Source organism: Castellaniella defragrans 65Phen (assembly GCF_000612685.1).
GTDB lineage: Bacteria > Pseudomonadota > Gammaproteobacteria > Burkholderiales > Burkholderiaceae_B > Castellaniella > Castellaniella defragrans.
The window spans coordinates 2,981,873-3,006,367 of the sequence record NZ_HG916765.1 but is presented as its reverse complement, the minus strand read 5'-3'; the positions used below and the strand labels follow the sequence as shown (position 1 = coordinate 3,006,367).

General features: G+C 66.4%; 20 protein-coding genes and 3 tRNA genes. 17 read left to right on the top strand and 6 right to left on the bottom strand.

The window, feature by feature from the left end:
* Window positions 1–304 precede the first annotated feature (304 nt).
* The 7 genes from BN940_RS13380 (at window position 305) to pnp (ending at window position 8,057) form a co-directional block, all read left to right on the top strand.
* Window positions 305–2,026 (top strand): acetolactate synthase 3 catalytic subunit, encoded by a 1,722-nt coding sequence (locus BN940_RS13380; protein ID WP_043683855.1) that lies wholly within the window; start codon window positions 305–307, stop codon window positions 2,024–2,026.
* Window positions 2,027–2,037: 11 nt separating this feature from the next.
* Entirely contained in the window at window positions 2,038–2,529 is a 492-nt protein-coding gene (gene ilvN / locus BN940_RS13375) for an acetolactate synthase small subunit (RefSeq protein ID WP_043683853.1), read from the top strand.
* A 136-nt stretch (window positions 2,530–2,665) separates the two neighbouring features.
* Window positions 2,666–3,682 carry a ketol-acid reductoisomerase gene (gene ilvC / locus BN940_RS13370; protein WP_043683851.1) on the top strand — a complete coding sequence of 339 codons (1,017 nt, stop codon included), beginning with the start codon at window positions 2,666–2,668 and terminating at the stop codon, window positions 3,680–3,682.
* 209 nt (window positions 3,683–3,891) lie between these two features.
* A complete protein-coding gene (locus BN940_RS13365; RefSeq protein WP_043683849.1) occupies window positions 3,892–4,572 on the top strand; it encodes a phosphatidylserine decarboxylase in 681 nt (226 codons plus the stop codon).
* A complete protein-coding gene (pssA, locus tag BN940_RS13360) occupies window positions 4,553–5,362 on the top strand; it encodes a CDP-diacylglycerol--serine O-phosphatidyltransferase (protein ID WP_052355863.1) in 810 nt (269 codons plus the stop codon). Before BN940_RS13365 ends, pssA begins: the two co-directional genes overlap by 20 nt.
* Before the next feature lie 124 nt (window positions 5,363–5,486).
* Window positions 5,487–5,756 carry a 30S ribosomal protein S15 gene (gene rpsO / locus BN940_RS13355; protein ID WP_043683847.1) on the top strand — a complete coding sequence of 90 codons (270 nt, stop codon included), beginning with the start codon at window positions 5,487–5,489 and terminating at the stop codon, window positions 5,754–5,756.
* 159 nt (window positions 5,757–5,915) lie between these two features.
* Window positions 5,916–8,057, top strand: coding sequence for a polyribonucleotide nucleotidyltransferase (pnp, locus tag BN940_RS13350; protein WP_043683845.1), 2,142 nt, complete (start codon window positions 5,916–5,918; stop codon window positions 8,055–8,057).
* 202 nt (window positions 8,058–8,259) lie between these two features.
* On the opposite strand, the gene fliD is transcribed toward pnp, so the two are convergent.
* Together fliD and BN940_RS13340 are read right to left on the bottom strand one after the other, a co-directional pair.
* Window positions 8,260–9,522: a flagellar filament capping protein FliD gene (gene fliD / locus BN940_RS13345; RefSeq protein ID WP_052355862.1), complete on the bottom strand. Its 1,263-nt coding sequence runs from the start codon at window positions 9,520–9,522 to the stop codon at window positions 8,260–8,262.
* A 113-nt stretch (window positions 9,523–9,635) separates the two neighbouring features.
* Complete coding sequence (locus BN940_RS13340) at window positions 9,636–10,616, bottom strand: NAD(P)H-quinone oxidoreductase (protein WP_043683841.1); 981 nt, start codon at window positions 10,614–10,616, stop codon at window positions 9,636–9,638.
* Between the two features lie 58 nt (window positions 10,617–10,674).
* Here BN940_RS13340 and BN940_RS13335 point away from each other — a divergent pair.
* The 5 genes from BN940_RS13335 to BN940_RS20150 all read left to right on the top strand — a co-directional run bounded on the left by BN940_RS13335 (window position 10,675) and on the right by BN940_RS20150 (window position 15,722).
* Window positions 10,675–10,764 (top strand) — tRNA-Ser (locus BN940_RS13335).
* Between the two features lie 20 nt (window positions 10,765–10,784).
* A complete protein-coding gene (locus tag BN940_RS13330; protein WP_052355861.1) occupies window positions 10,785–11,888 on the top strand; it encodes a PLP-dependent cysteine synthase family protein in 1,104 nt (367 codons plus the stop codon).
* Window positions 11,889–11,976: 88 nt separating this feature from the next.
* A complete protein-coding gene (locus BN940_RS13325; RefSeq protein WP_052355860.1) occupies window positions 11,977–13,431 on the top strand; it encodes a GGDEF domain-containing protein in 1,455 nt (484 codons plus the stop codon).
* Between the two features lie 29 nt (window positions 13,432–13,460).
* Window positions 13,461–13,545: transfer RNA gene (locus tag BN940_RS13320), tRNA-Leu, on the top strand.
* 347 nt (window positions 13,546–13,892) lie between these two features.
* On the top strand, window positions 13,893–15,722 hold the full coding sequence (locus tag BN940_RS20150) for a methyl-accepting chemotaxis protein (RefSeq protein WP_043683839.1): 1,830 nt from the start codon (window positions 13,893–13,895) through the stop codon (window positions 15,720–15,722).
* A gap of 124 nt (window positions 15,723–15,846) precedes the next feature.
* On the opposite strand, the gene BN940_RS13310 is transcribed toward BN940_RS20150, so the two are convergent.
* The gene (locus tag BN940_RS13310; protein ID WP_043683837.1) at window positions 15,847–16,392 is read right to left on the bottom strand and encodes a cytochrome b; all 546 of its coding nucleotides are present in this window, start codon (window positions 16,390–16,392) and stop codon (window positions 15,847–15,849) included.
* A 352-nt stretch (window positions 16,393–16,744) separates the two neighbouring features.
* Here BN940_RS13310 and tpiA point away from each other — a divergent pair, with 352 nt between their 5' ends.
* Both tpiA and secG read left to right on the top strand, forming a co-directional pair.
* Window positions 16,745–17,494: a triose-phosphate isomerase gene (gene tpiA / locus BN940_RS13305; RefSeq protein WP_043683835.1), complete on the top strand. Its 750-nt coding sequence runs from the start codon at window positions 16,745–16,747 to the stop codon at window positions 17,492–17,494.
* A gap of 36 nt (window positions 17,495–17,530) precedes the next feature.
* Entirely contained in the window at window positions 17,531–18,007 is a 477-nt protein-coding gene (gene secG, locus BN940_RS13300) for a preprotein translocase subunit SecG (protein WP_043683832.1), read from the top strand.
* 212 nt (window positions 18,008–18,219) lie between these two features.
* On the opposite strand, the gene BN940_RS13295 is transcribed toward secG, so the two are convergent.
* Entirely contained in the window at window positions 18,220–18,756 is a 537-nt protein-coding gene (locus BN940_RS13295) for a nucleoside 2-deoxyribosyltransferase (protein ID WP_052355859.1), read from the bottom strand.
* Window positions 18,757–18,987: 231 nt separating this feature from the next.
* On the opposite strand from BN940_RS13295, the gene BN940_RS13290 reads away from it, so the two are divergent.
* Both BN940_RS13290 and BN940_RS13285 read left to right on the top strand, forming a co-directional pair.
* A tRNA-Leu gene (locus BN940_RS13290) sits at window positions 18,988–19,072 on the top strand.
* 188 nt (window positions 19,073–19,260) lie between these two features.
* A complete protein-coding gene (locus tag BN940_RS13285) occupies window positions 19,261–20,496 on the top strand; it encodes a tyrosine-type recombinase/integrase (RefSeq protein ID WP_043683826.1) in 1,236 nt (411 codons plus the stop codon).
* 29 nt (window positions 20,497–20,525) lie between these two features.
* On the opposite strand, the gene BN940_RS13280 is transcribed toward BN940_RS13285, so the two are convergent.
* Window positions 20,526–22,040 carry an IS5 family transposase gene (locus tag BN940_RS13280; RefSeq protein WP_148304855.1) on the bottom strand — a complete coding sequence of 505 codons (1,515 nt, stop codon included), beginning with the start codon at window positions 22,038–22,040 and terminating at the stop codon, window positions 20,526–20,528.
* 176 nt (window positions 22,041–22,216) lie between these two features.
* Here BN940_RS13280 and BN940_RS13275 point away from each other — a divergent pair, with 176 nt between their 5' ends.
* The gene (locus BN940_RS13275) at window positions 22,217–22,453 is read left to right on the top strand and encodes a transcriptional regulator (RefSeq protein ID WP_043683824.1); all 237 of its coding nucleotides are present in this window, start codon (window positions 22,217–22,219) and stop codon (window positions 22,451–22,453) included.
* On the opposite strand, the gene brxL is transcribed toward BN940_RS13275, so the two are convergent.
* Window positions 22,450–24,495 carry a protease Lon-related BREX system protein BrxL gene (gene brxL, locus BN940_RS13270; RefSeq protein ID WP_043683822.1) on the bottom strand — a complete coding sequence of 682 codons (2,046 nt, stop codon included), beginning with the start codon at window positions 24,493–24,495 and terminating at the stop codon, window positions 22,450–22,452. The two genes, BN940_RS13275 and brxL, sit on opposite strands and share 4 nt — an antisense overlap.

The window sequence follows — 24,495 nt, the reverse complement described above, 5'->3', positions numbered from 1 at the left end:
CGGCCCCATGGCGGCCATCCGATACGGCGAATGCTCCCGGGTCACACGCCCGGTTTTTTTTCGTCTTCCGTCTTTATGTCCCAGGATGTGTCACAAGCGCGGTCCGGGGCGTCCATTTCCACCACGTTGCGCCCCATGGGCGCGTGTGTCTTGTGCCAAGGGGCGCAGACTGGTCCCGCAATGTGTCCGGGCAAAGCGATTCCGTGAATCGCCCAGCGTCGGATCATGTCGCGGATCGCCGGGACTGGCCCGGGCCGCCGATCAGGCCGCTTGGTGCTCGATACGGGTCAAGAAAGGAATCATCATGGAACTCAATGGCGCCGACATCGTCGTGCGTTGTCTGATCGAGGAAGGCGTAGACCATGTGTTTGGCTACCCCGGCGGCGCGGTCCTCTACATCTACGACGCGATCTACAAGCAAGACAAATTCCAGCACGTGCTCGTGCGGCACGAACAGGCGGCCGTCCACGCCGCCGATGCCTATTCCCGCTCCTCCAACAAAGTCGGCGTCTGCCTCGTGACCAGCGGTCCGGGCGTGACCAATGCCGTCACCGGCATCGCCACGGCCTACATGGACTCGATCCCCATGGTCGTGATCAGCGGCCAGGTGCCCACGCACGCCATCGGCCAGGACGCCTTCCAGGAATGCGACACGGTCGGCATCACCCGGCCCTGCGTCAAGCACAACTTCCTGGTGCGCGACGTCAAGGACCTGGCCGAGACCATGCGCCGCGCCTTCTACATCGCGCGCTCCGGCCGTCCCGGCCCGGTGCTGGTGGACATCCCCAAGGACGTCTCCGTGGCGATGTGCAAGTACACGCCGCCGCGCGCCCCGGTCCAGCTGCGTTCCTACGCGCCGGTCACCAAGGGCCACCAGGGCCAGATCAAGAAGGCCGTGCAGATGCTGCTGGCCGCCGAGCGTCCGATGATCTACGCCGGCGGCGGGGTCGTGCTGGCCGACGCCGCCGACGAGCTGCGCAAGCTGGTGCGCATGACCGGCGCGCCCTGCACCACGACCCTGATGGGCCTGGGCGCCTATCCGGGCACGGACGAGCGCTTTGTCGGCATGCCCGGCATGCACGGCACCTACGAAGCCAACATGGCGATGCAGCACTGCGACGTGCTGATCGGCATCGGCGCGCGCTTCGACGACCGCGTCATCGGCAATCCCAAGCATTTCGCCCAGGTGCCGCGCAAGATCGTGCACGTGGACATCGACCCGTCCTCGATCTCCAAGCGGGTGCGGGTGGACGTGCCCATCGTGGGCGACGTCAAGGAAGTCCTGCAGGACCTGCTCGGCCTGTACGCCCAGTCCATGGCCGAACAGGGCGTGGCGGAACGGCGCCTGGACGCCTGGTGGAAGCAGATCGACGCCTGGCGCGGCCGCAAGTGCCTGGACTACGAGGCGTCCGACACGGTGATCAAGCCCCAGTTCGTGGTCCAGAAGCTGTGGGAAATCACGCGCGGCCAGGCCTTCGTCACGTCCGACGTGGGCCAGCACCAGATGTGGGCGGCCCAGTACTATCCCTTCCCGGAGCCGCGCCGCTGGATCAATTCCGGCGGCCTGGGCACCATGGGCGTGGGCCTGCCCTACGCCATGGGGGTGCAGATGGCCAATCCGGACCGCGACGTCGCCGTCATCACCGGCGAGGGCTCGATCCAGATGAACATCCAGGAACTGTCCACCTGCAGCCAGTACCGCCTCACGCCCAAGATCCTGTGCCTGAACAACCGCTACCTGGGCATGGTGCGCCAGTGGCAGGAAATCGAGTACGGTTCGCGCTATTCGGAATCCTACGTCGACGCCCTGCCGGACTTCGTCAAGCTCGCCGAGAGCTACGGCCACATCGGCATGCGCATCGACAAGCCGGCCGACGTCGAGCCGGCCCTGCGCGAGGCGTTCACGAAATACAAGGACCGTCTGGTGTTCATGGATTTCATCACCGATCAGACCGAGAACGTCTGGCCCATGGTGAAGGCGGGCCGCGGCCTGACCGAGATGCTGCTGGGTTCCGAGGATCTGTGAGGGGATAAGACATGAAACACGTGATTTCCATCCTGCTGGAAAACGAACCCGGCGCCCTGTCGCGCGTGGTGGGGCTGTTTTCGGCGCGCGGCTACAACATCGAGACGCTCACCGTCGCGCCCACCGAGGACGCCACCCTGTCGCGCATGACCATCGTCACGGTCGGCTCCGACGAGATCATCGAGCAGATCACCAAGCACCTGAACCGGCTGGTGGACGTGGTCAAGGTCGTGGACCTGTCCGAAGGCCCCCACGTCGAGCGCGAGCTCATGCTGATCAAGGTGCGCGCGGTCGGCAAGGAACGCGAGGAAATGAAGCGCATGGCGGAGATCTTCCGCGGGCGCATCATCGACGTCACCGACAAGACCTACACCATCGAGCTGACCGGGGTGCAGGACAAGATCGCCGCCTTCATCGGGGCGCTGGACCGCAGCGCCATCCTGGAGACGGTCCGCACCGGCGTCTCCGGGGTGGGGCGCGGCGAGCGCGTATTGAAGTTGTGAGCCCCCTGCTGCGGCCCGTCTCGCGGCTTGCATGCCGCTCGGATGCTTCAGGCATGAAATAGTCCGCAGGGGCTATTTCATGTCCCCCCCTCATCCCAACCTCTCGTTTCAGAATCAATAAATCGGAGTATCCAACATGAAAGTTTTCTACGACAAAGACTGCGACCTGTCCCTGATCAAGGGCAAGACCGTCGCCATCATCGGCTACGGCTCGCAGGGCCACGCGCACGCGCAGAACCTGAACGATTCCGGCGTCAAGGTCGTCGTCGGCCTGCGCAAGGGCGGCGCGTCCTGGAAGAAGGCCGAGAACGCCGGCCTGGCCGTCAAGGAAGTCGCCGAGGCCGTCAAGGGCGCCGACCTGGTCATGATGCTGCTGCCCGACGAGAACATCGCCCAGGTCTACCGCAGCGAAGTCGCCGCCAACCTGAAGGCGGGCGCCGCGCTGGCCTTCGCCCACGGCTTCAACGTGCACTACGGCCAGGTCGTGCCGCGCGCCGACGTGGACGTCATCATGATCGCCCCCAAGGCCCCGGGCCACACCGTGCGCAACACCTACACCCAGGGCGGCGGCGTGCCGCACCTGGTGGCCGTGCACCAGGACGTCTCGGGCAAGGCCCGCGACCTGGCCCTGTCCTACGCCATGGCCAACGGCGGCGGCCGCGCCGGCATCATCGAGACCAACTTCCGCGAGGAGACCGAGACCGACCTGTTCGGCGAACAGGCCGTGCTGTGCGGCGGCACCGTCGAACTGATCAAGGCCGGCTTCCAGACCCTGGTCGAGGCCGGCTACGCGCCGGAAATGGCCTACTTCGAGTGCCTGCACGAGCTGAAGCTGATCGTGGACCTGATCTACGAAGGCGGCATCGCCAACATGAACTACTCGATCTCCAACAACGCGGAATACGGCGAGTACGTCACCGGCCCGCGCATCGTCACCGACGCGACGCGCGCCGCCATGCGCCAGTGCCTGGCCGACATCCAGTCCGGCGTCTACGCCAAGAACTTCATCCTGGAAAACGCCGCCGGCGCCCCGGAACTGACCTCGCGCCGCCGCCTGAACGCGGAATCGCAGATCGAGCAGGTCGGCTCCAAGCTGCGCGCCATGATGCCGTGGATCGCGGCCAACAAGCTGGTGGATCAGTCCAAGAACTGATCCTTTCCACGCTGCGGACAGCCGGCCACCTTGCCGAGGGGCCGGCTGTTTTTCGTTGGGGCGCCGGCGGGTCTGCGAGCGGGCATGCCCCGCGCCGGACCGGTCCGCGCGCGGCGCGGGCCCGGCGCCGCGTCCGGCGTCCGGCGTCGTCCGGCGGCATGCCGCTTGCGTGTCTCCCCATGCCGAATTGGGTTATTCTTGCGCCTACCATGAAAATCCCCCCGTACCCCCATCCCCTGATCGCCCGCGAGGGCTGGCTCATCCTGGCCGGCGCGGCGATCGTTTCCCTGCTGGTGACCTGGTGGTCGCCCTGGGTCTCCATCCCGTTCTGGGTGTTCACGCTGTTCGCCCTGCAGTTCTTCCGCGATCCCGCGCGCGAGGCGCCGGAGGGCGAGGGCCTGGTGCTGTGCCCGGCCGACGGCCGCGTCGTCTGCGTCGTGGACGCGGCCGATCCCTACGCGGGCGGGCGTCCCGCCTTGAAGATCAGCGTCTTCATGAACGTGTTCAACGTCCACTCGAACCGCGTCCCGGTCGACGGCGAGGTCCAGTCCATCGAATACTTCCCGGGCCGGTTCTTCAACGCGGCCCTGGACAAGTCCTCGCTGGAGAACGAGCGCAACGCCATGGTGCTGCGCACGCCCGGCGGCCACATCGTCACGGCCGTGCAGGTGGCCGGCCTGGTGGCCAAGCGCATCCTGTGCCATGCCCAGGTGGGGCAGAAGCTGTACGCGGGGCAGCGCTACGGTTTCATCCGCTTCGGTTCGCGGGTGGACGTATACTTGCCTCCAGGGACCCGGCCCAGGGTCGCCCTGGGCGACAAGGTCAAGGCCACCCGCACGGTCCTGGCCGAACTGCCCGTCCCGCCCCGCGATGACGCCTCAGCAGCCTGAATCCATGCCTGACGAACCGCAGCGCCGCCGCAGCATCTACCTGCTGCCCAACGCCTTCACCACCGCCAACCTGTTCGCGGGCTTCTACGCCGTCGTCCAGGCCATGAACCAGCACTTCGACGTGGCGGCCATCGCCATCTTCCTGGCGATGGTGTTCGACAGCATGGACGGGCGCGTGGCGCGGCTCACCAACACCCAGTCCGCCTTCGGCGAGCAGTACGACTCCCTGGCCGACATGATTTCCTTCGGCATGGCGCCCGCGCTGGTGATGTACGAATGGTCGCTGCAGGGCCTGGGCCGCTGGGGCTGGCTGGCCGCCTTCGTCTACGTGGTGGGCGCCGCCCTGCGCCTGGCGCGCTTCAACGCCAACATCGGCAAGGTCGACAAGCAGTACTTCCAGGGCCTGCCCAGCCCCGCGGCGGCGGCGCTGGTCGCCGGCTTCGTCTGGCTGTCGGTGGACAACAAGCTGTCCCTGTCCGACGGCGTCATCCCCTGGGCCGCCTTCGCGATGACGGTCTACGCCGGCGTGGCCATGGTGTCCAACGCGCCGTTCTTCAGCGGCAAGTCCTTCGCGCTGGGCCGCAGCGTGCCCTTCTGGGTCATGCTGGTGGTGGTGGCGGTGTTCGTCTTCGTCTCCAGCGATCCGCCGGTGGTGCTGTTCGCCCTGTTCGTGCTCTACAGCCTGTCGGGCTGGGTGCTGCTGCTGTGGCGCGTGCGCCGGGCGCGCCGCCTGGGGCAGCGCATGCGCAGCGCCGAAGGCGCCGACGACGCCGGGAGCGGGCCATCCTGAACGGATGTGCGCGTTCCGGGCCGCAATCCGCTATAATCTTCCCCGCGCCACGATTTGCGTGGCGTTTTCATTTCATCCCACGGCAGCGCGCCTCGGTGCTGCCGCCTGTCCATTGAGGAATAAAATGTCTGTTGCAGATATCGTCAAATCCGACATCGTTGCGCAATTCCAGCGCGCCGCCAGCGACACCGGCTCTCCCGAAGTCCAGGTGGCCCTGCTCACGGCCCGCATCAACGAGCTGACCGGCCACTTCAAGACCCACAAGAAGGACCACCATTCGCGTCGCGGCCTGCTGCGCATGGTCAGCCGCCGCCGCAAGCTGCTGGACTACCTGAAGGGCCGCAACCCGGATTCGTATCGCGCGCTGATCGAAAAACTCGGCCTGCGCAAGTAATGCCCGGGGGCTTTGCTCCCCTTCGCACGAGCCGTGCCCGCTGCATCGTTTTGCGCAGCGTGCGCGGCTTTTTGTCATGGGTCGCCGCAATCAGCCCCGCCTCCGGTGGGCGGGTCGCGGGCAGGAGCCTCGCGGGCGCCCCTTTTATAGGATCAGAAAATGTTCAATAAAGTGAGCAAGTCGTTCCAGTACGGTCAGCACACTGTCGTCCTGGAAACCGGCGAAGTCGCCCGCCAGGCCGGCGGCGCCGTGATGGTGTCCGTCGACGACACGGTGGTGCTGGCCACGGTGGTGGCCGCCAAGACCGCCAAGCCCGGCCAGGACTTCTTCCCGCTGACCGTCGATTACGTCGAGAAGACCTATGCGGCCGGCAAGATCCCGGGCGGCTTCTTCAAGCGCGAAGGCAAGCCCTCCGAAAAGGAAATCCTCACCTCCCGCCTGATCGACCGTCCGCTGCGTCCGCTGTTCCCGGAAGGCTTCTACAACGAAGTCCAGATCATCATCCATACGGTGTCGGTCAATCCCGAAGTCGATCCCGACATCCCCGCCCTGATCGGCGCATCGGCCGCCCTGGCGATCTCCGGCATCCCCTTCAACGGCCCGGTGGGCGCCGCCCGCGTGGGCTACATCGACGGCCAGTACGTCCTCAACCCCAGCGCCTCGCAGGTGCGTGGCGAATCCCAGCTGGACCTGGTGGTGGCCGGGACCGAGGCCGCCGTGCTGATGGTCGAATCCGAAGCCAAACAGCTGTCCGAGGAAGTCATGCTCGGCGCCGTGGTGTTCGGCCACGAGCAGATGCAGGCCGCCATCAACGCCATCCATGAACTGGTGGCCGAGGCCGGCAAGCCCGAATGGGACTGGCAGCCCGCCCCGCGCAACGAGGTCCTGGCCACCGCCGTGCGCGCGGCCGCCTTCGAGCCCCTGAAGGCCGTCTACCAGCTGCGCGACAAGCAGGAGCGCACCACGCGCCTGCGCCAGGTCTACGCCGACGTCAAGGCCAAGCTGGCCGAGCACGCGGCGGCCCGGGGCGACGACGCCCCCGACAGCGTCGAAGTCGAGAACATGCTGTTCGCCCTGGAATCGGAAATCGTCCGCGGCCAGATCCTGAACGGCGAGCCGCGCATCGACGGCCGCGACACGCGCACCGTGCGCCCGATCAGCATCCGCCTGGGCGTGCTGCCGCGCGCCCACGGCTCGGCGCTGTTCACGCGCGGCGAAACCCAGGCGCTGGTGGTCACCACCCTGGGCACCAAGCAGGACGAGCAGATCATCGATTCGATCATGGGCGAGTACCGCGACCGCTTCATGATGCACTACAACATGCCGCCGTTCGCCACCGGCGAGACCGGCCGCTTCGGCGTGCCCAAGCGCCGCGAGATCGGCCACGGCCGCCTGGCCAAGCGCGCCCTGTCGCCGCTGCTGCCCGCCGCGGAAGACTTCCAGTACACCCTGCGCCTGGTGTCCGAGATCACCGAGTCCAACGGCTCCTCGTCCATGGCCTCGGTCTGCGGCGGCAGCCTGTCCATGATGGACGCCGGCGTGCCGGTCAAGGACCACGTGGCGGGCGTCGCCATGGGCCTGATCAAGGAAGGCGGCAAGTTCGCCGTCCTGACCGACATCCTGGGCGACGAGGATCACCTGGGCGACATGGACTTCAAGGTGGCCGGCACCGTCGGCGGCATCACCGCCCTGCAGATGGACATCAAGATCCAGGGCATCACCAAGGAAATCATGCAGGTGGCGCTGGCCCAGGCCCGCGAAGGCCGTCTGCACATCCTGGGCAAGATGCGCGAGGCCATCGACGGCTCCCGCCAGGAACTGTCCGACTTCGCGCCGCGCATGCTGAGCATCAAGATCAACCCGGAAAAGATCCGCGACGTGATCGGCAAGGGCGGCGCCACCATCCGCGCGCTGACCGAAGAAACCGGCTGCCAGATCGACATCAGCGACGATGGCAGCATCACCATCGCCAGCGCCGACCTGGACCGCGCCCACGAAGCCGAGCGCCGCATCAAGGAACTGACCGCCGACGTCGAGGTGGGGCAGGAATACCAGGGCACCGTCCAGCGCCTGCTGGATTTCGGCGCCATCGTCCAGGTCCTGCCCGGCCGCGACGGCCTGCTGCACATCTCGGAGATCGCCAACTACCGCATCGCCGACATCAACGACGTGCTGAAGGTCGGCCAGACGCTGCGCGTCAAGATCCTGGAAGCCGACGAACGCGGCCGCCTGCGCCTGTCGGTCAAGGCGATCGGCGGGATCGAGGCCCAGGGCGGTCCCTCCGCTCCGGCCGCGCAGTAATCCCGCATCGTCTCCGCGGCCCGCGGGGCCGCGGAAGCGAACGAAAAAGACGCCTTCGTGGCGTTTTTTTCGTTCCGGCCGGAGAAAAGGCGCATGTGGCGCCGGAAAACCGGCGTGCGCCGCGTGTCTTCGGGCATGCGCCGCGTGTCTTGCGCCGTGGCGCGGGGCGCCTGCCCGCGTGTCCGCCTGTCTGTGCGCCCGCCTATCCCAGGCCGGACAGCTGCTGCGTCAGGTAGGTGCTCAACGAGTTCATCTGCGCCATCGCGGCGTCCAGCGCGGTGAACTGCTGGCGATAGGTGTCCATCTGGGCGGCGATGCGGTCGGAGGTCTGGTCGTACTGGGCCTTCAGGTCGTTCAACATGTCGTTGGCGCCGGCAGTGGCCGATGAAAACGACCCGCCGCTTTGCAGGAGATCGGCCGTCAGGGTCTGGAAGGCGCCGCCGATGCCGGTCGATCCGCCCAGGAGGCTTCGCACGTCCGCGGGATCGCTGGCGAGCAGGGCGGACAGGGTATCGGCATTCAGCGAAAGCTGCCCGCTGGCGGGATCGGTGCTCAGGCCGAGGTTGAACAGGGAGCCGATGGCGCCGCCCGGGACGGACGTGTCGAGCGCCTCGAACAGCCGTTCCTGGACTTCCAGGGCGAGCGGATCGCCCGTGAGGGGACTGCCGGTCTGGGTCGTGGTGTCGTAGGCGGTGAGCGACTGCAGGGTCGAGAGCACGCTGTTGTATGCCGTCACCAGGCCTTGCGCGGCCTGTATCGTCTGCGCGTCGTCGTGGGTGAGGGAGAGCGTGGCGGGCGAGGCGTCCACCGCGTTCAGGTCGAGCGTGACGCCCGTCACCGCGCCGTCCACCGTGTTGCTCTGGCTGGTGATGGCGATGCCGTCGATGTGCAGCAGGGCGTTGCTGGCCGGGTTTTCGGTGACGCTCGAACCGGCGCCCTGGGTGAAGCCCAGGATGTCCTGCAGGCTGGCGTTGTCGCTGCCGATGCTGGCGACCGCCGCCTGGGTGCCGGTCTGCCGGGCGATGAGCAGCAGGTGATAGGGGGTGCCCGAGCCGTCGTTGATGATCGTGGCCGATACGCCGAGCGACGCATCCGCGTTGATGGCGCTGGCCAGGCCGCCGAGCGAAGTGTCCTTGCCCGTGAGGTCGAGTACGTGGCTCGTGCCGTCGGCCAGGGTGAAGGTGATCGTGCCGCCCGTGCCGTTGCTGGCGGTGCGGCTGGCTTGCCCGGCGCTCGCCAGGGTCTGCGCGGCGGTCTGCAGGCCGCCGAGTGCGCCTTGCAGCTTGCCGTAGGCCGACAGGGCGGCATTGAGCGAGTCTTCCTGGTTCTGGATGGGCTGCAAGGCCGCGTCTTCGCCGGTTTCCAGTTGTTCGAGGAGGGTGCCGAGCGGCAGGCCCGAGCCCACGCCCAGCGACGAAATCGTGGAGACATCCGGGGAACCGGCTGAAATTGCGGACAAGGCCATGATGAACTCCCGTGAGCGGTTTCCCTGGGACAGCGGCCCGGCGGAAAAGTTCAGTGATCCATTGGTAAATGAATGTTTCCGCCGGCCGGGCCGGCCCCCGCAGGCACGCCGCGCTACCGCAGGGTCAGCACGATCTTGCCGATCTGTTCGCCCGCGTCCATCATGGCGTGGGCGCGCGCGGCCTCGGACAGCGGGAAGGTCGCGTGGATCGAGGGCCGCACCGCGCCGGATTCCAGCAGCGGCCAGACGCGCTCGCGCAGCGCGCGGGCGATGCGGGCCTTGAATTCCACCGGGCGCGCCCGCAGCGTCGAGCCCGTCACCGTCAGGCGGCGGCGCATCACCTGGCCGCAGTTCAGCGTGCCGCGCGCGCCGCCCAGCAGGGCGATCATCACCAGCCGGCCGTCGTCGGCCAGGGCCTCGATGTTGCGCGCCAGGTAGTCGCCCGCGACCATGTCCAGGATCACGTCCACGCCGCGTCCGTTCGTCAGCGCCTTGATTTCCGCGACGAAGTCCTGCGCGCGGTAGTCGATGCCGCGCGTGCAGCCCAGCGCTTCGATGGCCCGCACGCGCTCGGCGCTGCCGGCGGTGGCGTAGACCGTGTGGCCGAAGGCGCGCGCCAGCGCGATGGCCGTCGTGCCGATGCCGCTCGCGCCGCCGTGGACCAGCAGGGTCTCGCCGGGCGCCAGGGCGCCGCGGTCGAAGACGTTGCTCCAGACGGTGAAATAGGTTTCCGGCAGCGCGGCGGCTTCGACCATGGACAGCCCGGCCGGCACCGGCAGGCACTGCGCGGCCGGCGCCGTGCAGAATTGCGCGTAGCCGCCGCCGGCCACCAGGGCGCAGACCGCGTCGCCCGGCTTGAATCCGGCGGATTCCGGCGCGCCGCCGACGATGCGGCCGGCGACTTCCAGGCCGGGCAGGTCGGATGCGCCGGCCGGAGGCGGATAGCTGCCCTGGCGCTGGAACACGTCGGGCCGGTTGACCCCGGCGGCCTCGACCTCGATCAGGACTTCGCCGGGGCCGGGAACGGGGGTGGGGCGGTCCGCCATGCGCAGGACTTCGGGGCCGCCCGGCGCAGTGATTTCAATGGCTTGCATATGGCGCTCCTTGGAATGTGCACGGGGCATTATGCGCTACACTTTCGGTCTTCGATGCGGAAGCGTGCCAGAGCGGTTGAATGGACCGGTCTTGAAAACCGGCGATGGGGCAACCCATCCGTGAGTTCGAATCTCACCGCTTCCGCCACTGATCGGGGAAGCCACGACATGGATCACTGCATCAAGGGGCGCAGCGCGCTGACGCCGGAAAACCGGGAATGGACGCGCCGGGCCATCCGCGTGCTCGAAGCCGACGGCAGGCGTTCCGCCGATACGCACCTGGTCAAGCCGGACTTTCCGGGGCTGCGCGGCATCGACATCTACTTCAAGGACGAGAGCACGCACCCCACCGGCAGCCTCAAGCACCGCCTGGCGCGTTCCCTGTTCCTGTACGGCATCTGCAACGGCCGCATCCGCGAGGGCACTCTCCTGGTCGAGGCCTCCTCGGGCTCGACGGCCGTGTCGGAAGCCTATTTCGCCCGCCTGCTGGGGCTGCCCTTCGTCGCCGTGATGACGCGCTCGACCAGCCAGCAGAAGATCCAGGCGATCGAGCGCTTCGGCGGGCGCTGCCATTTCGTGGAGCACGCCCGCGAGGTCTACGGCGCGGCCCAGGCCATCGCCGACGAGGCGGGCGGCTATTACCTGGACCAGTTCACCCATGCCGAGCGGGCCACGGACTGGCGCGGCAACAACAACATCGCCGAAAGCATCTTCCGCCAGATGTCGGGCGAGCACCACGCCGTCCCCGCCTGGGTGGTCATGAGCGCCGGCACGGGGGGCACCTCGGCCACCATCGGGCGCTTCATCCGCTACCGCAACCTGGATACCCGGCTGTGCGTGGTCGACGTCGAGGGCTCGGCCTTCTACGAGGCCTGGCAGAGCGGCGACATGGACGTCACCGCGACCGGCTCGCGCATCGAGGGGATCGGGCGCCCGCGCGTCGAGCCCTCCTTCATCCCGACCGTCATCGACGAGATGATCCGCGTGCCCGACGAGGCCTCGATCGCCGCGGCGCACGTGCTGTCCGACCGCCTGTTCCGCCGCGTGGGCGGCTCGACGGGGACGAATTTCATGGGCGTGCTGTGCATGGCCTCGCTCATGCGCGAGCAGGGGCGCACCGGCTCGCTGGTCACCCTGATCTGCGACAGCGGCGACCGGTACGCCACGAGCTACTACGACGAGGGCTGGCTGCGCGCGCAGCGGCTGGACATCGGTGGCTGGCGCGCGCGCATCGAGCGCTTCCTGGACACCGGGGAAGGCTCCCTGCTGTGAGCCCGAGGACGGCGGCGGCCATTGCGGGCCTGCTGCTGGGAGGCCTGCAGCAGGCGCCGGCGGCACCGGTCGCCGATTGCGATGGCGCGTGCACCTGCGGGAATCCGTCGTCGTCAGTCCCGAGGCGCTGGCGGAATTCAGCGCCCTGCCGCCCCTGCGCGTGCTCGCGCTGGATGCGCCGCCCATGGCGCGCCGCGAGGCGGATGGACGCACCTATACCGGCATCGGCATCGACGTGTGGTGTTTCGTCGCGCTGCGGCTCGGTCTGCGTTACGTGATCGAGCCGGAACCGGGCCTGACGGTGGCGGAGAAGATCGGCCGGATCCAGGAGGGCGGCGCCGACGTCCTGGTGCCGCTGAGCCTGCAGCCCGAGCGCGCACGGCGCGGCCTGTTCACCCGGCCCTATTACGAAAGCCGCTACGCCATCATCGCCCGCAAGGGGCGGGAACTGGCGATCCACCAGATGGCAGACCTGGCGCGCTACCGGGTCGGCGTCGTGCACGGCGTCGCGTTCGAGCCCATCCTCAGGGGGCTCGTGCCGGCGGAGCGGCTGGTCGCCTACGATCAGGCCTCCAGCGACGGGATGTTCGAGGCATTGCGCGAGGGCGCGATCGATGTGGCGGTGTACAACCGGGGCATTTTCGCCGAGAAGCGCTACAGCCACGAGTATTTCGACCTGGAAGTCGTCCTGATCCTGCGCGAATACCCGCGTGCCTACCGGTTCTACTTCAGCGACACGCCCGAGCACCGGCGCCTGGTGCGGGCGTTCGATCGCTACCTCGCGGCGATGGACGTGTCGGACTCCGTCGCGCAGCACGAAGAGGGCGAGAGCCAGCTCATCGAGCGCTACGTGGCCCAGCGCAGCCAGCGGGTGCTGCTGCAGGTCGCCAGCGGCGTCGCCGTGCTGCTGGCCCTGGCGTCCTTTCTGGCCCTGCGCCGATACCGCCGCCTGTCCCGCCTGCTGGCCGAGCGCAACCAGTACATCCTACGCCAGCAGGAGGCCCTGCGGGCCGCCAACCGGGAGCTGGAGCGGCAGAGCCAGACCGATGGCCTGACCCGGCTGGCCAACCGCCGGCATTTCGACCAGGCGCTGGCGCGCGAACACGCACGCTGGCGGCGCACGGGAGCGCCGCTGAGTCTGATGCTGCTGGACGTGGATCATTTCAAGCGCGTGAACGATCACTACGGCCATCAGGTCGGCGACGACTATCTGCGCGCCATCGCCCAGGCGCTGCGCAGCAGCGTGGTCCGGCCCGCCGACCTGACGGCGCGCTACGGCGGCGAGGAGTTCGCCTGCCTGATGCCCGACACCGGTTCCGAGGCCGCGCGGGCCGTGGCCGAGCGCATCCGGGAGGAGGTGGCGCGGCTCGACCTGCCGGGCGTCCCCGAGGCGGACCACGCTCCCGTGCGCCTGAGCATCGGCATCGCCACCCTGGCGGGCGGCCACGCCGGCGCCCAGGATCTGCTGGCCGCCGCCGATGCGCAGCTGTACGCCGCCAAGCGGGCGGGGCGGGATCGCGTCCACACCGTCGTGCTGGATTGAGCATTCGGTACAATGCCGCATCACATCGCGCCCGAGTGGTGAAATCGGTAGACACAAGGGACTTAAAATCCCTCGCCGCAAGGCGTGCCGGTTCGAGTCCGGCCTCGGGCACCACGGTTTTCCGCGTCCCGTCCGTCTTGCGGACGTCCGTCTTTTGCCGTAGGGGCTGAAGGGGCGCCGTGCATCATCCGCCGGCGCATCTTCGGCGGTGCATCACCAGGCAGCGCATTGTTCGATAAGACATTGTTCGGTGCCGCATCATCCGTCAGCGCAGCGGTGCTCGATTCCCGCCTGGATGGTAGTTTCCCGGTACGGTTATCGCAGAACGGCATAACAGAAAGAATTCGATACGGGATGGCCGCGGCAGAGCTTCCCTTTAAGATTGAACATCCTTAGACCGGGTCGGCGACGGGGGTTTTCGGTCGGACCCGCAATGTCCCCATCGACAGCGAGACCACACCATGCGCAACCTGAAAATCGGCACCCGGCTGACCCTGGGATTCGGCTTCGTGATCGTCCTGCTGCTGGTCCTGTCGGGCATCGGCGCCTGGCGCATCCTGGACACGCAGCAGGACAACCAGGCGCTGGACCAGCGGCTGCGCACCACCGCGCTGATCCAGCAGCTGGCGCGGCAGATCAACAAGAGCGCCAACCTGACCCAGGCGACCCTGTCGGCCGATCCCGATACGCTGCGGCGCCTGAAGCAGGACATCGAGACCACCGACGGGCAGACGGTCGAGGTGGACGGCCAGCTGGCGGCGGCGCTGTCCCAGCCGCAGGCCGCCGGCCTGCTGAAAGAGATCGGCCAGGCCCGCGAGGCCTTCGTCCAGCGGCGCAGCCAGGCCTTCAAGGACCTCGACAGCGGCAACTACGGCGAGGCCGACGCCTTCTTCAATCAGGAAATGCCCAAGCAGACGGCGGGGCTGATGGAGCGGATCGACCGCCTGTCGCAACTGCAGACCGATTCGGTGCAGCGCCTGTTCGAGGAGAGCGCGCGCACGAGCCGGCTGGGCCTGACCGTGCTGGCCGTGGCCACGCTGCTGGCCCTGATCCTCGCGCCGCTGTTCGCCTGGCGGGTGACGCGCTCCGTCACCCATCCGCTGCGGCATGCCGTGAAACTGGCGGAAGCCGTGGCGCACCGCGATCTCAGCGCCGACGTCGTCGCCCGCGGCAGCGATGAGATCGGCCAGCTGCTGAGCGCGCTGGCCACCATGACGCGCAACCTGCGCAGCGCCATGACCGAGGTGCGCACCGGCTCGGACGCCATCGCCTCGGCCTCGGCGCAGATCAGCGCCGGCAACCTGGACCTGTCCTCGCGCACCGAGCAGCAGGCCAGCTCCCTGGCCGAGACCGCCGCCACGATGGAGGAAATCACCGCCACCGTACGCCAGAACGCCGACAACGCCCAGCAGGCCAACACCCTGGCCGCCTCGGCCGCCAAGACCGCCACCGACGGCGGGGCCATCGTCGCCGAGCTGGTCTCCACCATGAGCGAGATCAACACCAAGTCCCAGCAGGTCGCCGACATCATCGGCGTGATCGACTCCATCGCCTTCCAGACCAACATCCTGGCGCTGAACGCCGCGGTCGAGGCCGCGCGCGCCGGCGAACAGGGCCGCGGCTTCGCCGTGGTGGCCTCCGAGGTGCGCGCGCTCGCCCAGCGCTCGGCCGGCGCGGCCAAGGAGATCAAGGGCCTGATCGACACCTCGGTCGAATCGACCGCCAAGGGCAACGAGCAGGCCTCGCGCGCCGGGGCCACGATGCAGGACATCGTCGACAGCATCAACCGCGTCACCGACATCATGGGCGAGATCAGCGCGGCCAGCCGCGAGCAGACCACCGGTATCGAGGAGATCAATGCCGCCGTCACGCAGATGGACGACGTCACGCGCCAGAACGCCAGCCTGGTGGAGGAATCGGCCGCCGCGGCCTCCAGCCTGCAGGAGCAGGCCGACACCCTGGCGCGCCTGGTCGCCACCTTCACGCTGAGCCAGGGCGATGCGGCCGGCGCCCATGCGCGCGCCCGGACCGGTGCGCAGGCCGGTGCCCAGGCGGGCGCGCGCGCGGCCCAGGCGGAGGCCGCCGCCGCGGGCGCCGGCGCCGCGCGCGCGGCCCAGCCGGCGCGCATTCCCTCGGCGCCGGAAAAGGTCGTCAGCCCCGCGCCGCACCGGCCCCGCTCCGGCGCACCGGCCGATGCGCCCGCGCCGCGCGCGGCCGCGAAGCCGGCCCTGCGCGCGCCCGGCAAGCCCGCTCCGGCCTCGGCCGGCACCGAGGAGTGGACCGAGTTCTGAGCCCGTTCCCGAGGGCCGCTCCCGTCCCTGCCGCCACCGAGGAATGGAGCGGGTTCCGAGACGCGCGCCCTCGCGGGCGGCGGGAGGCGCCGCGGCGTGCACGGCGGCCTTGCGGCCGGATGTGTCAGCGGTCTTTGCCGGGCAGCATCCGCGCCAGGGTGCCGTCGCGGTCGATGAAATGGTGCCAGAGGGCGCCGACGGTGTGCAGCACGACCAGACCGACCAGGATCGGTCCGGCGAAGCCGGCGTGCACCGTGTGGATGGCCTTGGCCGCCGCCTTGTCCTCGTCCAGCCAGACCGGGATGGAAAACAGGCCGAAGAAGCTCACGGACTGCTGCGCGAACTGCGACATCAGCAGGCCGGCCAGCGGCAGGGCGAGCACCAGGACGACCATGGCCCAGTGGACCGTGGATGCCAGGCGCAATTGCCAGGATTGACCGACAGGCTGCGGGCGGCCGGTGTTCAGCCGCGTCGCCACCCAGGCGATCATCAAGGCCAGGGCCGTCAGCCCGAAGCTCTTGTGGAAGAACATGAGCTGTCCCTTGACGGGATCGCCGCGCTCGTAGCCGCCGGCGGCGACCACACAGACCACCGCCGCGGCGATGATGACGAACAGCGACCAGTGCAGGAATTTGAGCGACGGGCTCCAGGTGGTGGGTGTGGCAGGCATGTGATCCCCCTCTTGGTCTGAGCGATGCAAGCGGATGATGGAATGGCGATTCTGCCGAATGCGATTCTGCCGAATGGCCGTTCTGACTATAGCCTGAATGGGAACGCATTTTGCACGTACAAGATACAGGATGTGATGGCCTGCCCGGAAGGGAGGGCAGGCGAGCGCGCCGGCCTCGTTCGCCTCGTGCCTCCGGATGCGGCGGCCAGGCCGGCAGGACGGGCGGAGTCGGCGCGGCACGCGCAAACACGCTACAATTCAGGGTTACTCTTTGCGGGGTCGGGCCTGCTTTTCCCCGAGAAAAGCGGGCGCGTTCCGCAATCATCCCGCTTTGACTGGATCGACGACACCAATGAGCCACACTCGCACGCGCCTTGTCATGGGCAATTGGAAAATGCACGGCAGCCTCGCGGCCAATGCCGCGCTGCTCGACGGACTGGTCGCGGGCGCGGCCCGGGCGGGCGACGCCCAGCTGGCCGTGTGCGTGCCGTTTCCCTACCTGGCGCAGGCGCGCGACGCCCTGGCGGACACGCAGATTTCCTGGGGCGCCCAGGACGTCAGCGTCCACACCCACGGCGCCTACACCGGCGAAGTCGCCCCGGCCATGCTGGCCGATTTCGGCTGCACCTGGGCGCTGTGCGGGCATTCGGAACGCCGCGCCCTGCACGGCGAATCCAGCGCCGTGGTGGCGGCCAAGGCCGCATCCGCACTGGCGGCGGGGCTGACCCCGGTCGTCTGCGTGGGTGAAACCCTGGACGACCGCGACGCCGATCAGGTCGAGTGCGTCATCGGCGACCAGCTCGATCCGGTCCTGGCGCTGGGCGCCGAGGCCCTGGCGCGCATGGTCATCGCCTATGAGCCCGTCTGGGCGATCGGCACCGGCCGCACGGCCACCCCCGAACAGGCCCAGGCCGTGCACGCCTTCATCCGCGCGTCCCTGAACCAGCACGGCGCCGGGCAGACGCGCATCCTCTACGGCGGCAGCGTGAAGCCCGCCAATGCGGCGTCCCTGTTCGCCCAACCCGACATCGACGGCGCCCTGGTGGGCGGCGCCTCGCTCGTCGCCGAAGAATTCCTCGGCATCGCGGCCGCGGCCGCCTGATCCGAGAACACCCATAAGGTCCGGAGTCCTATCATCATGCAATGGCTTTCCTCGATCCTGCTGACGCTGCAGGTCATCTCCTCGCTCCTGGTCATCGTGCTGGTGCTGCTGCAGCAGGGCAAGGGCGCCGACATGGGCGCCGCCTTCGGCAGCGGCTCGGCCGGCAGCGTGTTCGGCTCCGCCGGCGCGGCCAACTTCCTGTCGCGCGCCACCAAGTGGGCGGCCATCGTGTTCTTCGTCACCACTGGCGGCCTGGCCTGGGTGGCCCACCATCCCGCCGGCTCGCCGATCGAGTCCGGCATCATGCAGGGCTTCACCGCGCCGGCCAAGGAAGCCGCTCCGGCGGGTTCCGCTGTGCCCGACGTGGGCGGCGGCAGCGCCGTCCCGTCCGTTCCCGCCGCCCCGTCCACGGGCGCCGCGCCTGCTGCTGCGGTGCCCGCAGCGCCTGCGGCACCGTCGGCGGGCGACGCCTCGGTACCGTCCGTGCCGGCGGCTCCCGCCGAGAAGAAATAAGGCGGGCATGGCATTGCGGCGGGCCGCGCGGCGCACGCGGTTGCGCGAGCCCGCAGTCGCTTGAGTCTGCCGCCGCTTCCGCGGAGTCAGCCGCGCTTGCCCGAGTCCGCCGTTGTTTGAGCCTGCCGTGGCTTTGAGCCCGCCGCCGCTTGGGTCTGCCGCTGTTTGATCCTGCCGGCGTTTGAGTCCGTCTTCGCGCCGGCCCGCCGGCGTCAGCCGGCCTGGCCGTCCCGGTCCGCCGCCATCCGCCGCAGGCATGCTTCCGCATCGCCGATGACGACTTCCACGCTGCAGGCGATCATCAGGTTCAGGTTCAGGCCGAAGTCCTCCACCGTGTAGCCTTGCGCGTCGGCGAGCCTCGATCCCTGGGGAACGCAGGGAATCTGCGCCGTCAGCGGGGCCGCGACGTCGGTGTAGACCCATACCGGCGTCCCGCGCGCCACCGCGAAACCCACCTCGAACACCGTGCCCGAATCGGGCTCCGCTCCCCGGAAGGGATTGAGATTGGCCATGACGAAGTCCGCACGTCGCAGGAGCTGGACGTTGGCCTCGAAGATCCATCGGGCGAGCGCCCGGCCGGCCAGCCCGGCGGGCGCCGCGTTGTCCAGCGGATAGAGTCCCTCGAATCCGTACCGGCTGCAGAGCCGCTTCAGATGCTGCCCGTGTTCGATGGCGTCCGGGCGGAAGACATCGAAGCCGGCGAGGTAGACGGAGGGGTTCGCGGGGGAGGCGTGGGTGGCATGGGTCATGGCGTCAGCCGGGTGGGCGCTTGGTCATGGGTTCGGGCGGCCGGTGAAGCGGGCGTTTCCGCGGGCGACAGGGGCGGGGCCGCCTGTTCCTGCCTCCGGTGGTGGGATGTTAACGTTTCGCGGGATGTGCTGCCGGGCGCCGGCGGCTCCCTGCGGAGCCAGGCCGGCGATGCCGCCCGGCCATGGCCTCGTCTTTGTGCTAGAATGCCCGTCTTTGCCGCAGGGCAAAACGCCGTCGTGGTGGAATTGGTAGACACGCTATCTTGAGGGGGTAGTGGCGAAAGCTGTGCGAGTTCGAGTCTCGCCGACGGCACCACAGTTAAAAATCAGGACGTTTCATAACGAGCCTGAAAGTACCGGAAACCCGCATGAACACTAGGTTCTTGCGGGTTTTTTCATGTCTGGGCGTTCCGGGTCGGGTCACACAATCCCACGTTTTTGGGTATGTGTTTGGGTATGTTAAAAAATAAATGCCCAAGGATGGCCCTCATAGAGACCCGAAACATGCCCAAAATTGCGAAACAGTTGACTGACCTTGCTGTACGGAAGGCTAGACCGCGTGATGCCACCTATATGCTGGCCTCAGGGGGAGGCCTTCATCTCGTGGTGCTGCCGTCTGGCGGGAAGCAGTGGTTGGTGCGGTTTCGCACTCCAGAAGGCAAGCGTGGCAACCGTGTCATCGGGATCTATCCTGATATGGGGGTTGCGGACGCGCATAAGGCCGCTGAGGACCTGCATCAGCAGGTTCGCATGGGTGAGCGGCCTGATGGCTTGTATGACCGCCAGCGGGCTGCAAAGGCCTCGCAGACGGAAGCAGAGGCCGCAGCCCAGCAGGCGGCGGAGGAGGCCAGGAAATTTTCGTTCGCCGTGATCTCAGATGCCTGGCTGGAAGATCGAAAACCTGGGTGGGCTCCTGCGACCTACGACAAAAATGTTTTTATCGTGCGTGGTCGTTTGCAGCCGATTCTGGGGCATGCAGATGTCCGGACGCTGGCCAGCAAGGATGTGGTGCCTGTCTTGATCCGGCTGGCGCATGACACCCCGTCGATTGCGATCAAGGCGCGGCAGTGCCTGAATGGCATCGTCGAATATTGCATCGTGCGTGGCATCCGAGGGGATGACCAGGTGCTGAGATTGCAGCGTGTGTTGCCGCGCTATCGAGGTGGACATATTCCTGCGGTCACCAAGGTGCAGGGTGTCGGCCCGCTGATGCAGGCCGTCATGGCCCATGAGGGGCGCATTGTGCGCGGTGGACTGTTGCTGGCAGCCTATACGGCCTGCCGTCCCGGTATCGTTGCGTCTGCCCGTTGGGAGGAAATGGATCTGGACCGGGCGGAGTGGTTCATTCCGGCCAGCAAAATGAAAACCCGAGTCGAGCATGTCGTGAGCTTGCCGCGTCAGGCGGTCGTCATGCTCCGGGAGATGCAGCAGTACCGAGGCGGGGAATATGTGTTCCCTGGCGTCGGGAAGCGGGGCAATCCGCATCTGCATCGTGACGCGCTGAGCAAGGCGTTGCGCGATATGGGATTCAAGGGGCAGCATGCGACCCATGGATTTCGGGCCATGCTGCGCACCGTGGCGCGTGAGCGCATGAAGGTGGATATTGATGTGCTGGAAGCACAGTTGGCCCATGCCAAGGCTGATGATGTTCAGGCTGCGTATGACCGGGCCAAGTTTGAAGACGAGCGCCGGAAGGTCATGCAGGTCTGGGCGGATTTTCTGCACGAACAGGCAGAGTAGTCGTCCCTGAAAAATTCATTTGTCCTGTTTCAGGCCGAATTTCCGGCGATCCGAGGCCACGGATTTCGATAGGGCAGGCAGCCCACCGGATCAACCCAATCGCCTCTTGAGCCCATCATGGGCATCAGGCGTTGAATCTGACGACCAATCCACGCAATAAATCGGCACAAAAATAAAGGGCCGATGCCCTTGCGGGCAATCATGCGCAGCAGCCACTTGATATTGAAGCCTGCCGCGCACAACACCGCATGGATCGCATCACCCGTTTGGCCTTTCAAATGACAGCGATTCATTCCATGATCGCTTTTCAGATGCCCAATGACCGGCTCCACCGCCTGGCGCCGTTTAAGCATTCGGCGCTCCTGGTCGGTGAGACGTTTGAATTTGCCTCGGTGTTTAAGGCTATATTCCGGGATCTCGGCATCAACGCCTCGATAGCCCAGATCCGTGTAGACGGTCTGCGGAGCCACGTCCACCGCCTCCATCAGGATGCGGGACTGCTCCAACTGCTCGGCCAGTGTGTGGCCATCGTACGGATTGCCAGGGAAGCTGCGTGCTCCCACGATCAGATTCCCCTTCAAGGTGGTGACAATGCCCACCTTCACTCCAAACTCATAGGGCGTACGGGCCTTGCCCTTGCTGATGCACTCCACCTCATCGGCGTGCCAGCTGTAGACCTTGTCTTTTCCCTTCACCTTCGCGCCCCGACGGCTCTGAGCCGCGATCTTATGTGCGCGAGCCAATAACGGGTCCAAGGCGTCCTGGATGCTCTGCGCCAGCACTGTCTTGTTGCGCTCAATGTCACGCGCCAGACGGCCCAGAATCGTGCGCTGGCGCTTGATCGTCTTATGCATGCGCCGATACTGCTTGGCATGCGCATAGCGGCCCGCTTTCCTGGCCAGCTCCCGGCCTTCCTTGGCGTAGCTCTGCTTTAACGCAATGCCGTGCGCCTTGGCCGCGCAGGCGATCTTCTGGCGCGCCACCTCCAGCAAACGGCTGTCGGTGGGATGCGCCACCGCCTTGGCTTGCACGGTGCTGTCCACTATCACCGACTGCATCGCCGTGCGCTCGATCAGCCCCAGCTTGATGGCCACCACCAAAGTCTGCACCAGCAGCTCTTCGACGCCTTCCTCACCCAACAGCCCCCGGAATCGGCTGATGGCGCTGGGATCGCACGGCAGGCGATTCTCGAAATACTCCTGCCCCGAAAAATACTGCCAGGTGGGTGCATCGCTCCAGCGTTCGCAGACGCCTTCATCGCTCTCGTTGAAGGTGTGCTTCAGATACAGCAGCGAAATCATCAGCCGCATCGGCAGCCGGGGACGCCCCGCGTTTGAATGGCCGGCCCCTACCACGGCCATCGTCGGGCCAAACAGATCAATATCCTCAACCTGCCGGCCGGTGCGCACCTGACGCGCAAAACGGTGTGCGACAGCCGCCTCCAGTTCCTGCCAAGGAATATGCGTGGCAAGCACCGCCAGGGGTTTACGCAGATCAATCATCTGGTCCAGGCGGCTGCGGAAAAAATCGTCAATCTGGCTCATGCGGTTTCGGGGCAATCTCCCAGAAAATGAGCCCCAGCGGGCTGTTTTTGGGGGATTTGATAGTCTGGAGTGGCTTTATTTTACAATAAAATCAATGAGTTATTTATAATTCAGGGCCGATCAAATAGCTGATTTATCTAATAGAATCCATGTTCATGCCATGGTTATGAACAGATATGCCTGACTTCCAACCTGTACGTCACGCCTGTACCTTGATGGGCGGGATGACACCACTCGCCCAGAAACTTGGCCTGCCGGTGCAGGTCGTCAGCGGCTGGGCAGCTGGTACGCGACCGGTGCCGATCATTCGCTGTGTAGAGATCGAGGAACTGACGGGGGGGGAGGTCACCCGGAAGCAGTTGCGCCCGGATGACTGGTGGCAGATTTGGCCGGAATTGCGGGGGGAGGGTTAATCTGCCAAGGCCTTCAGCAGTGCGTCGCGGCCATCCTGGTAAAACTCGATATCCAGTTTGGTGGCCATGTCATCCGATAGATCAAATAGCTGGCGTCGGCAAGCGACGGGCAGCAGCAGTGCCTGGGCTCCCTTTTCCACCGCCATCTCGGCCAGGGTTACGGCGTTATGCAAGGGTTCTATCGTGCCGCCCAGCGTAATTTCGCCCACCACGACCAGCCCCCCTCGCACGGATTTCTTCAGTAATGCGCTGCACAGGGCGATCAAGGCCCCCACGCCCGTCTTGGCACCGGCTTTAGTGGCATCGAAGCCGCGTAACTGTACTGAAAATTCATGGGCGCGCGGGTCACGGTCGCCGACCAGTTGCTGTGCGCGGGCGTACAGATTCTGTTCGGCGTAACGGATAGACTCCCGAAATGGGGCAGGCACGGGGTTATTTAAAACGCGTACCCCACTGCCTGGGCCTTCATTGACTTCCAGGCGAAACAGTCCTGCGTGTTCTTCCTCGTTGCCGGGGCTCATGACCCAGATCTGACCGCATTCCAGCGGTTCGTCGCCGATGCCGGACTGGCTTTGCAGTTCGGGCGTTGCAACGAATTTTTCAACGCCTTCTGTGCCCAGTGTGTAGCTAAAGTGCGTGTTGCGAAACTCGGCCGATCCGATCCGCTTTTGCTGCTCCTTCACGCGGCGACGCACTTCTAGCGCCAGCCGTACTGCCCATTCCAGATCTTCGTCGTTGACGGGTGTTTCGGGGTTGGGGTAGAGCAGTTTCAGCAAGCCACTGACGGTCTTGTTGACCGCAGTGAGGTCTCGTCCAGACAGGGCTCCTCCCCAGAAGACACGGTTCTGCAAGACTGCGACGCGGCTTTGGTTGCGCAGTTGTGTGAAGCATTCAGACAGAAAATCACTGACCAGACCAAAATGATTGGTCAGCAGGGCGGGGCTGAGTTTGGGGACATCCCAACCTGGCAGATAGCCGTGGATGCGGTCCATAAAAGCTGTGTCGTCGCGCATTTCCGGCGGGAGCGGGCCAAACAAATGGCCGACGCGCTGCTGGTGCTCCACGTCCACATCAAAATTGCCGACCAGGACGATGGATCCATCCGCGCGGATGCTTTCTTTGCCCCGTGAAAACTCACCGCTTTCCATGTAGCCCTTCATGATGTTCACGCCGTCCTTCTGATCGAAGGAGACGCCCGAGACTTCATCGAAGCAGACGACGTCGTACTGGCAGACCAGGCCACGTTGGCCGCTGGCGTTATTAACGAACATCCGGGCGACCGTAGCCTTGCCTCCCGAAATCAGGTGGGCGTAGGGGGATACTTGCTGGAACAAGTGTGATTTGCCGGTGCCGCGAGGGCCCAGTTCGACCAGGTTGTAGTTCCGTTCGACAAAGGGCACCATGCGCAACAGCAGGGCATCCTGGGCGCGTTCGTCCAGGGTTTCGGCCTCAAAGCCGACGCTGCGCAGCAGCAGCTGGCGCCATTCTGCCGTGGAAAATGATTCGCGTGCTTTGCCCATTTCGGCCAGCACATCGCGGCGGGAAAGCTGAATCGCCCGCAGTCCGTCTACGCTGAACGGGCGGCCGTTTTTTTCCTGGGCAATCGAGGCATCGTAGCCCAGCGTGACTTCCGCGTAAAAACCACCGGTCAGCATGCGTTCGTTGCTGTTGACCATCTCGGGCGTCAGCCGCACATCGTTCAAACGCAGGCTGGGCAGGGTGGCCAGGTATGAGTCTGTCTTAGAATCCAGACGGGCCGTGATGATGTCGATGATCTTGACCGAGCCCTTTTCGCGGGCATGGGCCTTGAAGAGTTCTTCTTCGCCGGCTTTCACCGTGCGCGATGCCAATTGGCGTTGCACGATGTCCAGGCCTTCCTGGATTTCCGCTTCGTCTGTGGTGGAGCAATAGCGTCCCAGCAAGAACTCCACCACATAGGTGGGGACAGGGAATTGGCGGCTGAAGGTGCGCACCAGGTCTTTGCGCACGACATAGCCTTCAAAGGCTTGGGTGGCTTTTTGATCCAGTTCGTCAAGTTGCAT

Bases quoted from the DNA above. Each gene is read 5' to 3' on its own strand.
- BN940_RS13380 (WP_043683855.1), top strand. From the start codon at position 305: ATGGAACTCAATGGCGCCGACATCGTCGTGCGTTGTCTGATCGAGGAA.
- ilvN (WP_043683853.1), top strand. From the start codon at position 2,038: ATGAAACACGTGATTTCCATCCTGCTGGAAAACGAACCCGGCGCCCTG.
- ilvC (WP_043683851.1), top strand. From the start codon at position 2,666: ATGAAAGTTTTCTACGACAAAGACTGCGACCTGTCCCTGATCAAGGGC.
- BN940_RS13365 (WP_043683849.1), top strand. From the start codon at position 3,892: ATGAAAATCCCCCCGTACCCCCATCCCCTGATCGCCCGCGAGGGCTGG.
- pssA (WP_052355863.1), top strand. From the start codon at position 4,553: ATGACGCCTCAGCAGCCTGAATCCATGCCTGACGAACCGCAGCGCCGC.
- rpsO (WP_043683847.1), top strand. From the start codon at position 5,487: ATGTCTGTTGCAGATATCGTCAAATCCGACATCGTTGCGCAATTCCAG.
- pnp (WP_043683845.1), top strand. From the start codon at position 5,916: ATGTTCAATAAAGTGAGCAAGTCGTTCCAGTACGGTCAGCACACTGTC.
- fliD (WP_052355862.1), bottom strand. From the start codon at position 9,522: ATGGCCTTGTCCGCAATTTCAGCCGGTTCCCCGGATGTCTCCACGATT.
- BN940_RS13340 (WP_043683841.1), bottom strand. From the start codon at position 10,616: ATGCAAGCCATTGAAATCACTGCGCCGGGCGGCCCCGAAGTCCTGCGC.
- BN940_RS13330 (WP_052355861.1), top strand. From the start codon at position 10,785: ATGGATCACTGCATCAAGGGGCGCAGCGCGCTGACGCCGGAAAACCGG.
- BN940_RS20150 (WP_043683839.1), top strand. From the start codon at position 13,893: ATGCGCAACCTGAAAATCGGCACCCGGCTGACCCTGGGATTCGGCTTC.
- BN940_RS13310 (WP_043683837.1), bottom strand. From the start codon at position 16,392: ATGCCTGCCACACCCACCACCTGGAGCCCGTCGCTCAAATTCCTGCAC.
- tpiA (WP_043683835.1), top strand. From the start codon at position 16,745: ATGAGCCACACTCGCACGCGCCTTGTCATGGGCAATTGGAAAATGCAC.
- secG (WP_043683832.1), top strand. From the start codon at position 17,531: ATGCAATGGCTTTCCTCGATCCTGCTGACGCTGCAGGTCATCTCCTCG.
- BN940_RS13295 (WP_052355859.1), bottom strand. From the start codon at position 18,756: ATGACCCATGCCACCCACGCCTCCCCCGCGAACCCCTCCGTCTACCTC.
- BN940_RS13285 (WP_043683826.1), top strand. From the start codon at position 19,261: ATGCCCAAAATTGCGAAACAGTTGACTGACCTTGCTGTACGGAAGGCT.
- BN940_RS13280 (WP_148304855.1), bottom strand. From the start codon at position 22,040: ATGAGCCAGATTGACGATTTTTTCCGCAGCCGCCTGGACCAGATGATT.
- BN940_RS13275 (WP_043683824.1), top strand. From the start codon at position 22,217: ATGCCTGACTTCCAACCTGTACGTCACGCCTGTACCTTGATGGGCGGG.
- brxL (WP_043683822.1), bottom strand. From the start codon at position 24,495: ATGCAACTTGACGAACTGGATCAAAAAGCCACCCAAGCCTTTGAAGGC.